Annotated in this window: 9 protein-coding genes; 2 read left to right on the top strand and 7 right to left on the bottom strand. The window is 67.7% G+C overall.

Annotated elements, in window-relative coordinates:
* Positions 1-393: 393 nt before the first annotated feature.
* Complete coding sequence (locus ACAM49_RS35015; protein WP_369639829.1) at positions 394-1,728, top strand: APC family permease; 1,335 nt, start codon at positions 394-396, stop codon at positions 1,726-1,728.
* A 577-nt stretch (positions 1,729-2,305) separates the two neighbouring features.
* Here the strand turns inward: ACAM49_RS35015 and ACAM49_RS35010 are convergent.
* From ACAM49_RS35010 to ACAM49_RS34990, 5 genes are all read right to left on the bottom strand, one after another.
* Positions 2,306-3,022, bottom strand: coding sequence for a hypothetical protein (locus tag ACAM49_RS35010; RefSeq protein ID WP_369639828.1), 717 nt, complete (start codon positions 3,020-3,022; stop codon positions 2,306-2,308).
* Between the two features lie 213 nt (positions 3,023-3,235).
* The gene (locus tag ACAM49_RS35005; RefSeq protein ID WP_369639827.1) at positions 3,236-4,858 is read right to left on the bottom strand and encodes a hypothetical protein; all 1,623 of its coding nucleotides are present in this window, start codon (positions 4,856-4,858) and stop codon (positions 3,236-3,238) included.
* Positions 4,859-5,004: 146 nt separating this feature from the next.
* On the bottom strand, positions 5,005-5,280 hold the full coding sequence (locus ACAM49_RS35000) for a hypothetical protein (RefSeq protein WP_369639826.1): 276 nt from the start codon (positions 5,278-5,280) through the stop codon (positions 5,005-5,007).
* A gap of 205 nt (positions 5,281-5,485) precedes the next feature.
* Positions 5,486-6,394, bottom strand: coding sequence for a LysR family transcriptional regulator (locus ACAM49_RS34995; RefSeq protein ID WP_369639825.1), 909 nt, complete (start codon positions 6,392-6,394; stop codon positions 5,486-5,488).
* Between the two features lie 9 nt (positions 6,395-6,403).
* Positions 6,404-6,958 carry an HD domain-containing protein gene (locus tag ACAM49_RS34990; protein ID WP_369639824.1) on the bottom strand — a complete coding sequence of 185 codons (555 nt, stop codon included), beginning with the start codon at positions 6,956-6,958 and terminating at the stop codon, positions 6,404-6,406.
* 163 nt (positions 6,959-7,121) lie between these two features.
* On the opposite strand from ACAM49_RS34990, the gene ACAM49_RS34985 reads away from it, so the two are divergent.
* Positions 7,122-8,399, top strand: a complete 1,278-nt coding sequence (locus tag ACAM49_RS34985; RefSeq protein WP_369639823.1) for an oxygenase MpaB family protein — start codon at positions 7,122-7,124, stop codon at positions 8,397-8,399.
* A 3-nt stretch (positions 8,400-8,402) separates the two neighbouring features.
* Here ACAM49_RS34985 and ACAM49_RS34980 read toward each other — a convergent pair whose 3' ends face one another.
* Positions 8,403-10,082: a bifunctional UDP-sugar hydrolase/5'-nucleotidase gene (locus ACAM49_RS34980; RefSeq protein ID WP_369639822.1), complete on the bottom strand. Its 1,680-nt coding sequence runs from the start codon at positions 10,080-10,082 to the stop codon at positions 8,403-8,405.
* 52 nt (positions 10,083-10,134) lie between these two features.
* A partial coding sequence (locus tag ACAM49_RS34975) for a LuxR C-terminal-related transcriptional regulator (protein WP_369639821.1) occupies positions 10,135-11,104 on the bottom strand: 970 nt, incomplete at its 5' end.

The raw sequence follows: 11,104 nt of genomic DNA, 5'->3' as shown, positions 1-11,104 counted from the left end.
CCCCTGCCCGACGACACCCCCACTCCCCTGCCCGCGAACGCCACCGCGCCACCCGCGGATCCCGCCGCGACGACCTCGCACTCGATCCCGACGGCCACAGAATTTCCCGGCGCGCCTCCCGCAGATCCCGCCGCGATGCATGGCGACCCCAGCACGCCCCCAAGCGGAATCCCCAGTGCGCCAACTGAAGCGAACCCCGGTACACCACCCGGGGGCATCCCGGGCGCCCTGTCTCATGTGAACTCCGCCGCGTCTCAGGCGAACTCCGCCGCGTCTCAAGCGAACTCCGCCGCGTCTGAGGCGAACTCCGCCGCGTCTCTGGCGAACTCCGCCACGAGCTCCGGCGAAGGCGCTCGCGGGCATTACCCGCAGCAGCTGTCGCGGGCGCTCGGGATGATGGAGAACATCCTCATCACGCTGTCGGCGGTGACGCCGGCTTCCAGCGTTTTCATCATCGTTCCGGCGATACTGCTGGCGGCCGGGGGCGCGTCGGTGCTGACCCTCGCGCTGGCGGCGGTGGCGTCGGTGTTCGTGGGGCTCTGCTATGCGGAGCTGGCCGCGGCCTACCCGATCGCGGGCGGCGAATACACCTGGGCGGCAAGGCTGTTGGGTCGCTCCAGCGGTTTCGCCATCTTCGTGCTGACGTTGGTGAACGGGGTCTTGATCATCGCGGTGATCGCGCTCGGCACGGGCGATTACCTCAGCGTGGCGATACCGAGCCTGGGCGGCAAGTGGGTCGGCGTGGGGGTCATCGCGGTGACGACGGCGATCGCGCTGTGCAATATCAAGGCGAACGCCTGGGTCACGGGAGTCTTTCTGTGCGTGGAGGTTTCGGCCATCGCCGCGTTGGTCGTGCTGGGACTGGCCCATACCGAGCGCGGTCCGGACGCCTTCGTGCACGCGCAGACCGCCTCCGGAGACGGATTGGCGGGCGTGGGAATCGGGTCCCTGGCCACCCTGATCCCGGTGGCACTGTTCGCCTACAACGGTTACGGCGCGGCGGTGTACTACGCCGAGGAAACCCGCAACGCCACCCGCACCATCGGCCGCGTGATCATGATCTGCCTGGCCGCGACGGTCGCCATCGAGATACTCCCGCTGGCGGCGGTGGTACTGGGCGCACCCTCGCTGACCGAACTCCTACACAGCGACGCCCCGATGAACTACTTCCTGACCGCCCGCGGCGGCTCGGCGGTGAATACCGCTGTGAGCGTTGGCATCGCGATCGCCATCGTGAACGCGGTGATCGCGATCATCCTCCAGATCGCCCGGCTCCTGTTCGCCTCCGCCCGCGACCGCAGCTGGCCGGACCCGATCGACCGCGCCCTGGCCACGGTCCATCCACGCCTGCACACCCCGGTCGTCGCGACCCTGACGGTCGGCGCATTCGCGGCGCTGGCCGCCGCGATGCTGCCCCTGCACTGGCTCATCGTCGCCACCGGCGCGGGCCTGGTCCTGGTATACCTCTTCGTAGCCCTGGCCGCCCTACGAATCCGCCTGGTAGGCACCGGAATCCCCGGCGGCTACCGAATGCCCCTGTGGCCACTACCGCCCCTGACCGTAATCGCCGTCATGGCCTACTCCGCCTACAGCCTGGGCCGAAACGACTGGCAGCAGATCGCCTTCGCAGCAGCAGCCATGGCCGCAGGCTACGCCTACTACGCGCTCTATTTACGCCCTCGTCGCGACGAGCGCTGGACCCTCCCGGACCCGATCCACGAGGGCTGAGCCCTACTTGGGATCCGAAGCAGGAATCCCCTGCGCAAGAAGCTGATTCAAATATGGGCCGCCCTCAGCAAGAGCAATGGGCACACCAATGAGGGCAGTACCCGCGATCGCACCAACGGCCCCGAGCGCGGCACCGGTCACCAAGCATCCGCCAACCGCGCCGGGCAGGGCCAGTACACCCAAGCTGACCGCGCCCCCGCCAATGCCCCCAACCAAACCACCCGCGAGGCAACCAATTCCAGCTCCGGCCGCAGTCCCGATCAGCGCCCCCGCTCCGGTACCCAAGGTAACCGCATCACCCAACTTCTCGACCGCATCACCGGTGTCGCCAGGAGCGGTAACCGAAGCGGGCGGTGCAGCAGCCGCGGTGGCCGCAGTGCTCGCAATGGTGGCGGCAGCGAGTACACCCGCAGCCACGAAGTGTCGAATTCTCATCCTCAGTCTTCCTCTAACCTATTTCAGTCTTACTGCAATAAGTGAGAGGAAGTCAAACTCCGCATCCGCCCTGACGTGCGAAAACAAGCAGAGGCCCCGGTCGCGCCCTCATCGGCGCGGCCGGGGCAGAAGCCTGTGGCGGCTACTTGGCGGGTGGGATGAAGGGCTGGTTGATGGTGGTGAAGTATTGGACTGCGGCGGCGATGGCTACTGGGGCGGTGACCAGGATCATGCCGGCTACGGCGCCTAGGGCGCCCATGGCGGCGGCGCCGGCTAGGCAGCCGACGACTGCGCCGGGGAGGAAGAAGAAGAGGCCGCCGATTATGCCGGTGGCGAGGGAGACGCCGGAGCCTACGGCTATGCCGCCGAGGGCGCAGCCGACGGCTGCGCCGCCGATGCCGCCGACCAGGGTGCCGATGGTGGCGCCGATGGAGATGGTGTCCTTCATGCGGTTCCAGGCCGCCTGCTCACGGTCGTAGGGGGTCTTCCACGGGGCGGTGTCTTCGAAAGGCAGGGCGACGGGCTGGTATACCGCGTGCTGCAGGTCGAATTGCGGGGTGAGGGTGGCGGTGAGGCCGCGGATTTCCGCTGCGATGGGGAAGACGAAATCGTCCACGCGGAAGGTCAGTTCGGTTCCGGCAACCACCGTGCCATCGGCGCCTTTGATTTCGAAGACGCCGTTTTCGACGTCCATGGAACCGATGTCGGTGGTGATGGTGCCCGATCGGTCGTCGGCCGACGCGGTCCAGTGGACGACTCCCGCGTCACCGGTGGTGGGCTGGGCATTTACCGATCCCGCGGTGACGGCCGTGATTGCGGCCACCAATGCGGTAACCGCAACGAGTCCACGCTTGCGCACTTGATTTACCTCGATTGAGTAGGCCTGCGGAATCAGAAGGCGTCGCAGGTTCAGTTACTTACAAGCAAACTCTAAGTCTGTTATCAGACGAGTGGCAATGCATATTTGCCATAAGTGACTGGACGCACATTTCCCTGACCCGTTGCCCGGCAAGGACTTTCGCCGTTAATCTAGGTATTCAATGAATGGCCAAATGGTTAACAATTGGCCACATCACGACAAATTGGACATCAGTTCCGTCTGCACGGCCTGCCGATCCGCGGCCTTGCCATCCAGGGTGATATCGCTCAGATCAATTGCGGCACTGCCGATTCGACCACCACTACTGCTCGCCCGCAGCAGCGATTCCCGGGCCGCCGCGATCGAGGTGCGCGCGATGGAGCCGTGCAGCACGGCGGTGTCACCGATATTCCGGATGCTGATGCCATTGGCCGCGCTGCCGCCGAGCACCGTGTCGCGGATATCGAAGGTGAGCGCGGCGGTGCTGGGCTCGTTTCCGGCCGGGGTGTAGGCGATCAGGCCGATGCCGTCGGCGCTGCAGTCGCCGAAGTCCGAGTCGGCGATGGTCAGTTCGGTGTGCGCGGCACGGCCGAAATTGGTTGTCACCACACAGGTTCCGAGGTTCGCGGGCACGACGGAGTTCAGCGCCGCGCCCGGGAAGGTGGAATGGTGGGCGTACACGTTCTTCAGCGTCAGCGACTGACGCGCACCGCCGGTGCTGAGGTTGTAGTTCTCGATCAGATCGCCGGTGACATTGTCGAAGACGCTGTTGGTCACCGTAACCCGGCTGTCGGGCGTGCCGCTGGTGGTCGCGTATTCCAGGCCGTTGGCGGAGAAATTACCGTAGCCGTTGTGGAATTGGTTGGCGTCCACGGTGATGTCCAGGTGCGCCTGCCCGAAGGGGTTGATGAAGACGCCCTCACTGTCGGCCATGACATTGGTCAGACCTGTTGCGGCCGTGGCGATATCGGTCTCGGAGTTGCCGTCGATCCGCCCGGTCAGCCGGGCCTGGTCACCGGCCTGCACGCCGATGGTGAGCACCGACAGCTTGGCGAGGCCGAGATTGATGTCGCGCAACGTATTCCGGCTCACCGCGGCGTCGATATCGCTGGTGCCGAGCGCGCGGATATCGATGCCGTCGCCGCAGGCGGTGTCGTGGACGGTATTGCCCTCGATGCGGACGGTGCCCGCCGCCGTGCGGAAGTCGGTCATGATGGCCGCCCAGCCATTGTTGAGGGTGATGAAGTCCGGCAGCGCGGGAATCGACGCGCCCAGCGGGAGGGTGGGCGGCAGTCCGAACGGCCCGATCATGAAGCCGTCGGTGCACTGCTGATTCGTGCCGGTGACGTCATTGCCCGCGATCACGGTGCCGATCGCGTCGGCGCCGTAGATGCCACCGCGGCGGGCGCCGGTGATGACCAGATTGCGAACCTCGGTGCGCGCGGCCAGGCGCACGGCGTCGCCGTCGTGGGCTCCGGTGGTGTTGGTGATCCGGGGCAGTGCGGCAACTGCCGCGCCGATGACCGCGGGTCCGTCGCCGATCAGCTTCTGGCCGGGCTTGAGCGCGATCCCGCCGTCCAGCGTCGCGGTGGAGGGCTGCACGAGAATGGTGTCGCCGTCGCGTGAGGCCGCCTCGACACGGGCGAGGGAGTCGAAAGGCGTTTCGGCGCTACCGGTTCCGCCCGCGGGCGCTCCCGCGCGGACATACCACGTGCTCGAATCCGGTTCGGCCGCAGCGAGTCCGGGGGCGTGGGCGCCGAGGGCCACCAGGACGGCCAGCAGGGTCGCGGCTCGGGTTCGGGGCTGCTTCGGGCTGGACGGCCGCAAGGTGTTCATGGTCTTTGACCATGTCAGGCCGGACTACCGGAGCCATCCGGCAAAATCCCAGGATCCGGCGGTGTCAGCTGGCCGGAAGCACAAAACCCTCTGTTCGGAGGCAGAAAGTGTCAGTCGGCCGGTGGTATATGGGTTTCCGGGCGGGTTCAGATCTCGTCGAGATCGGGGATCGGGGGCAGGACCGGTTCGGGCCACTCCTCCAGGGTTGCCACCTGCAGGTGGATGAAGGCTGCGATGCGGTGCCGGGCCGAGGACGGGAGTCGCTCGATATCGGCCGCGCTCAGGACGTGTGCGCCGAAGGAATGCTGCTGTGGCGCTTCGGGGTCAGGCGATTCTTGAACAACCTCTAGCTTTGGCCGCGATGCAGTGGCCGGAATGTCAGGTTCATCCGGGTCTGCGGCTGCGGCGGCGGTTCGCACCATGCGGTGACCATAACCCTTTGATAACACTCGCGGGAGGCGTTGGCGCACTTGTGTCTTCGGGCTGCGAATTCAGCGAAGCCATTGTATTGGCGACGGAAATATGCAGGCAGAGTCGGCCCTCGCGAAATCCGCAGTGCCCGCGCCGGAAGACTATGGTGATGGGCGTCACTCTGTCAACACTTCACGCAAAACTCCCAGAACGGACTCAAATCGGGCGGCGCGCAATGGCATACAAGTCACGCGCGGGACCGGTCGGCTTTTGTCCGGTCGGCCAGACCGCGCGCAATTGCCGGTCCAGATTCAGGCCGACCACGGTAGGCGAGACCAGGGTGCCCTCGGCCAATTCGGTGGCCACCGCCAGCGAGCTGAGCACGGCCGGGGCGACACCCTCGGCGACCGCGGTCTTGATGGCCGTGGTGGAGGACAGCTCGAGTGCGACATTCGGCTCCCAGCCCGGCATGTCGGCGCTCATGGCCCGCTCGAAGGAGTTGCGGGTGCCCGAGCCGGGCTCGCGGTAGATGAGCGGCGTGCTCGCCAGCTCGGCCGCGGCCACCTCGCGCCGCCGCGCCCAGGGATGCCCGGCGGCGACCACCACGACCAGCCGATCGCTGGCCACCACATGGCTTTCCAGGCCGCCGGGCAGCCGCGGGCTCTCGACGAAGCCGATGCCGGCCCGGCCCTCCAGCACCGCCTTCGCAACCTCCGCTGAATTGCCCGATTCCAGGGCGATGGAGGTCTCCGGCATGCGGGCCCGCAACCCGATCAGCCACTTGGGGAAGAGATATTCGGCGACGGTCTGGCTGGCCGCGACCCGCAGTCGCGAATCCCGCTGCGCGCGCAGACTGTCGATCCCGGCATCGAGGCGTTCGGCCGCGTCCACCACATCGCGCGCCCACTCCGCGATCAGTGCACCCGCCGCCGTCGGCCGCGAGCCGAGCGTGGTCCGCTCCAGCACCGGGACGCCCACCAGCTGCTCGAGGTACCGAATCCGGGAACTCGCCGACGGCTGGCTGATCCCGTGCGCCTTGGCCGCGCGCCCGAGACTGCCCAGCTCGATCACCGAGAGCAGCAGGTCGAGCGCGGCGAGGTCGGGCACCCGTGGCGACAATGGCATAGAGCGAGTCTATGCCGTGGCGGCCACCCGCTCGATGACCGGCCGCCAGGTGTCCAGGGGGTGGACGGTGAGGCCGACGATCTTGCCCGCGTCGTCGGCGCGGCGCAGGGCGATGGCGGCGGTGAAGTCGGGGTCGGATTCGAAGGCGGCGACTTCCTCGGCGGTCATCGGACCGCCCTGGGCGACCAAGGTGCGCTGACTCGAGGGCGAGAGCGCCGCGGCGTGCACCGAATCCGTGGCGGCCAGATACCGCTTGGCAACGACATGCAGTTCGACCAGGCGGGCGACCCGATCGCCGAGCAGGGTCCGCACCGCGTGACCGCCGTGGACGCCGTGGCCCGCGTCATCGCCGGGGACGAGCATGTGCCCGATGTCGTGAACCAGCCCGGCGACCTGGAGTTCCTCGTCCTCGGGGAAGTCGCGGCGCAGGATTTCGGCGCACTGCCGGTCGTGGTCGAGGATGTCGACCGGGTCGCCACTGCGGTCGGGCATGTCCCAGGCGTCTTCGCAGTCGGCCAGCAGGGTCATGAGTACGTCGACGGTGGTGACGGGCGCGGGATTCATGAGCGGCACCCTATGGCGAGGCCGACGGCGGCCACCACCGTCGATCAGAAAACATCTGGAAAATTCCATCCGGAAACTGCCGGACCCGAAGCCACCCCCGAGCCGATCGAGGGTTGGCCGGAAATCTCTGCTCGACGCAGGGCGGGAAACCTAGGCTGCAGCCATGGCAGGCAAGGCTCCCGCGACACTGGAAGCGGCTGCGGCCGGGAAGATTCCGAGCGAGTTCCGCTACTGGGAACGGCTCGCCGATCCGCGGGTGCAGTGGGCGCGGCGGGTGTGGCGCGGGGTGTTCCGGTTCGATCCGCAGCCGGACGAGGAGTTGGTGCGGGCCTTCGCGACCGCCTACTACCAGGCCGATCCGGTGGCCGAGGCGTTCGTCGACGAGGTGTATCTGGGCGAGATCGGGCCGAAGGCCGGGCGGGCCATGCTGGATCGGGCGCTGGCGCACGGGGTGGACAGCGTGGCCGACGCACCGCCGTCGCTGCGGGCGCTGTTCGCGGAGTTCGAGACCGCGCCCGACTGGCTGGACCCGGAGCTGGTCGCGCGGGGCGCGAAGGTGTTCCGTCGCTGGGGGACTTCGGTTTTCAGCTTCGCCACCACCAGCACCCTGGAGATGTACTCGGAAAGCTCCATCACCAAGCCGCTGTCGTACGCGGGCGGGTACGCCGGGGACAAGGCGCACAAGCGGCAGCTGGAGACGGTCCGGTTCTGGATCGACGTCTCCGAGCCGGGTGGGCTGGACGCGGGCGCGCGGGGACGGCAGACCGCCATGCGGGTGCGGATCATGCACGTGTTCATCCGGCGCAAGCTCATGCAGCGGCCGGAATGGGATTACGACGCCTGGGGTGTGCCGATCAGCGTCGGGGACGCCACGCTGACCCTGATGGGCGGCAGCGTGGTGCCGGGTCTGGCGCTGTGGAGCCTCGGGCATCAGACCACGGTCTCGGAAATCGAAGCGACACTGCATTTCTGGCGCTATGTCGGGCACCTGCTGGGCGTGCAGCCCGCCTGGTATCCGCGCGATTTCCAGGCGGCCGTACGGCTGATGTTCGCCGCCTTCGTCAAACGCGCCCACACGGCGGGCACGGACGGCGAGGAGCTGGTGGAGTCGTATCTGCCCGCGTTCGCGCCCAAGCCGGATACACCGTGGGCCAAGCGAATTCGCGACGAGATCAACTACCGGGTGCAGATCGGGTACACCGGGTTCTGGCTGCCGCCCGCCACCTACGCCCGGCATCGGATGCCGCGCCGGTTCCCGTGGGTGCTGCATCCGCTGGCGCAGGCGCCGGTGGTGTTCGGGGCGGAAACCCTGCGCCGCACCGTGCCCGGGCTGGACGCGGTCGCGGATCGGGTGCAGCGATACCGGCGCGAGCAGTGGTATCGCAATGAGGTCGGCGACCGGGATGCCGAATTCACCCCGGTCGAGGAGTTCCGTCATTGAGCCTCAGCGCTTCTCTACGCGGCTCTGCGGCGGGGCGATCGCGGTGTGGGAGCGCAGGTAGGACTCCAGGGCGTCGAGATCGCTGGGGCCGACCAGGGTTTCGGCGCTCTGGGTGAAGACCGTGAAGCCGTCGCCGCCTGCCGCGAGGAAGTTGTTGGTCGATACGCGGTAGGACGCCGTGGGGTTCAAGGGCTGTCCGGCGACGCGGACGCTGTCGCCGATCACCTTGTGCCCCTTGGGTGCTGAATCCGAATAGGAGTAGGTGATGCCCGCGACCGAGAGCACGGCGGGCTTGCTCACGTTGTCCCACTGCTGTTCGAGGATGTTCAGGATCTGCTGTCCGGTCAGGGCCAGGGCCACCACGGCATTGCCGAACGGCTGCACCGTGTACGCCTGCTCGTAGGTGATATTGCCGCCGGTCAAGCCAGCCCGGACGCCGCCGGGGTTCATGAATGCCGCCACCGCTTGCACATTCGCCATGGCGTCGAGCATGGAGTCGGCGATGACATCACCCAGCGGCGAGTCACCGGCCCCGGCGGGCTCGGCGGGCAGCGGGGCGGTGGAGGTGCCGATCACCCGCTGCGCGAGCGGTTTCGACTGCCCGGCAAAGAAATCCACCAGTTGCGCGGTGGCGGGGGCGGGGGTGATGTCGCGGGTGACGACACGGTTGACGGCCTTGGCGTCCACCTTGCCGTCGTGGAAGCGCAGCGTCACATCGGTGACCAGACGGCCGAAGGAGGCTGCCTGGGTGACGACCTTGCCGTCCAGGGTGCAGTTGTAGGCCTGGTGGCTGTGCGCGGTCATCATGACCGACACCGCGCCATCGGTCTTGTGCGCCAAGGCCTTCACGTTCGGGGAGATGTCGGCGCAGCCGTTGTAGTCCAGCGGTGCGCCCTTCGCCTGTTGTGCGCCGCCGTCGTGCAGCAGCGCCACCACCGTCTCCGCACCCGCAGCCTTCATCTCGGGGACGTACTTGTTGATGGCGTCGGCCTCGTCGCCGAAATGAAAGCCGCGGATGCCCTCGGGCAGCACGATGTGCTCGGTATCGGTGGTGACGGTGCCGACCACTCCGATCTTGTGGCCGCCGAGTTGCACCATGGTCCACGGGCGCAGACCGGGCGGCAGCTGGCCGTTGGCGTCGGTGACATTGGCGGCCAGATACGGGAACTTCGCGCCGGTGAACTTCTCACCCGGAGCACAGCCGTCGGCCGCGCAGCCGCCCTGCTGCAGGCGCTTCAATTCGGTGACGCCGTGGTCGAATTCGTGATTTCCGACCGCGGAGGCCACGACGCCGATGGAATTCATGAAGTCGATGGTCGGCTCGTCGTGGAAGAGGGCCGAGATGAGCGGGCTGGCCCCGATGTTGTCACCCGCCGCCAGGACCGCGCTGTCGGGGTAGGCCGCCTTCAAACGCGCCAGATGCGCGGCCAGATACGCCGCTCCCCCGGCGGTGAACGTGCCCACCTTGCCATTGGAGCCGTCCGGCGGCTGCAGATTCCCGTGCAGGTCGTTGATGCCGAACAGGTGCACCTCGCCGGTCTGGGCGACGGGCAGATCGCCGGTCGAAACCAGCGGCACCGCAGTCGGACCGGCGGGCTTGCCGGTGTCCCCGCCGCCACCGCACCCCGCCACCAGTCCGATGCTCAGCACCGCCGCGCACAGCCCCAGAACACGACCCTTCATAGCCCTCGACTGTGGCAGACGTGGTCGACGCTCGCTCGACGGGCAGGTGAATTCAGTGTCCCCGGCTCACCCAGGCCACGATCTGGGCGCGATTGGTGAAGTCCAGCTTGGTGAGAATGTGCTGCACATGGTTCTGCGCGGTGCGCTCGGACAGCACCAGCGCGTTGGCGATCTCGCGATTGCTCAGCCCCTTGGCCACCAGCTCGGCCACCTCGCGTTCGCGCGGGGACAGCACCGCCCGCGCCGACGCCTCGACGAGGATCCGACGCAGGCGCTCGGTCCAGGGCGACATGCCGATCGATTCGCTCTGCGGCAGAGCGCCTTTCGCGAGTGTCAGGGCCTCCTCTGTCGCGCCCCGGGCCAGCAGCAGCTCGGCCAGTTCGCACTCCGCCTCGACGACGTAACCCTTCGCGCCATTGGCGCGGCAGATCTCCCGGGCGGCCCGCAGCTCACGTTCGGCGGTCTCCGGATCGCCGAGCGCGGCGGCGAAGTTGCCCAGCCACAGCGCCACCGGCCCGAAGTAGTGCGCGTTCCCCGCGCCGCTGACGACGTGCCGGTCACGGTAGGGCTGGAGCTGATCGACGAACCATTCGAGATCCGCGGTGATCCCGAGGGACATCGCGAGGGAGCCGCCAATGGTCAGTACAACGAGCCTGAAGAAGGGCGGGATCTCCCACTGCGGCGGCGGCCCCAGACTGCGGTAAAGCACGGCGGCCTCGTCCAATCGACCGCATTCGGACAGCGGATGCGCCGGGCCCAACGCCATGAACAGGCGGTTCCGCACCTCCCCGCGATGCGCGTCCGGCGGCACCTCGAGGGCTTCGCCCAAATGCCCGCGATGATGGCCCACATTCCCGAGCAACGAGCGGAATGCCCCGAAACCGGCCGGATGCCCCAATGTCTCGGCCAACTCCCGCGCCCGCCCCGCCACCCGCAACGCCGTATCCAGCTCCCCCCTCGCCTGCGCAACCGCAGCCTCCGCAATCAACACATGCCAAGTCGCCATCGGCCCCCCGGTATGC

Origin of the sequence: Nocardia sp. JMUB6875 (assembly GCF_041154655.1) — a bacterium.
Lineage (GTDB): Bacteria > Actinomycetota > Actinomycetes > Mycobacteriales > Mycobacteriaceae > Nocardia.
Note: the sequence above shows the minus strand (reverse complement) of the source record. Positions and strands in the feature narration are given on the sequence as shown.

Excerpts from the sequence above, each read along its gene's own strand:
- ACAM49_RS35015 (WP_369639829.1), top strand. The coding sequence starts at position 394 with ATGATGGAGAACATCCTCATCACGCTGTCGGCGGTGACGCCGGCTTCC.
- ACAM49_RS35005 (WP_369639827.1), bottom strand. The coding sequence starts at position 4,858 with ATGAACACCTTGCGGCCGTCCAGCCCGAAGCAGCCCCGAACCCGAGCC.
- ACAM49_RS35000 (WP_369639826.1), bottom strand. The coding sequence starts at position 5,280 with ATGGTGCGAACCGCCGCCGCAGCCGCAGACCCGGATGAACCTGACATT.
- ACAM49_RS34995 (WP_369639825.1), bottom strand. The coding sequence starts at position 6,394 with ATGCCATTGTCGCCACGGGTGCCCGACCTCGCCGCGCTCGACCTGCTG.
- ACAM49_RS34990 (WP_369639824.1), bottom strand. The coding sequence starts at position 6,958 with ATGAATCCCGCGCCCGTCACCACCGTCGACGTACTCATGACCCTGCTG.
- ACAM49_RS34985 (WP_369639823.1), top strand. The coding sequence starts at position 7,122 with ATGGCAGGCAAGGCTCCCGCGACACTGGAAGCGGCTGCGGCCGGGAAG.
- ACAM49_RS34980 (WP_369639822.1), bottom strand. The coding sequence starts at position 10,082 with ATGAAGGGTCGTGTTCTGGGGCTGTGCGCGGCGGTGCTGAGCATCGGA.